The sequence below is a fragment of the Mesorhizobium sp. M2E.F.Ca.ET.209.01.1.1 genome, assembly GCF_004010375.2.
Classification (GTDB): domain Bacteria; phylum Pseudomonadota; class Alphaproteobacteria; order Rhizobiales; family Rhizobiaceae; genus Mesorhizobium.
In genome coordinates this window covers 1-323 of record NZ_SADP02000769.1, presented here as the reverse complement: position 1 = coordinate 323, position 323 = coordinate 1, and the positions used below count along the sequence as shown (strand labels likewise).

General features: G+C 59.8%; 1 protein-coding gene. It reads right to left on the bottom strand.

The genetic code is table 11. The features are described from left to right. The coding region (locus tag EN852_RS37830; protein ID WP_281407854.1) for an SGNH hydrolase domain-containing protein at positions 1-273 on the bottom strand (273 nt) is incomplete at its 3' end. Between the last annotated feature and the right edge of the window lie 50 nt (positions 274-323).

The following is a 323-nucleotide window of genomic DNA, read 5'->3' as shown; positions in this document are numbered from 1 at the left end:
CCTGGTGACGGTTGGCGCCTGCTCCCTGACCTTTGCGACTTCGCCGCCGGCGGCGAAGCTCGGCCAGTATTTCGAGATAGCCAGCGTCGCGCCGGCGGAAGAGAAATGGCCATAGTCGAAATAGAGAAACTGCTTGCTGGTGGCATCCGCATAGGAACAGCCGGTGGCGTCGCACAGATAGGTAAGCGGATCGATGAAGGTCGCGCCTTTGGCGAAGGGCTGCACCTGCTTGTTGATGTCGGGATCCATGGCCATCGGCCAGGATGTGTTCACGGCGCCCTCGTGTTTTGCAAAGAAAGCGATCTTCTGGACGTCGGCGATGA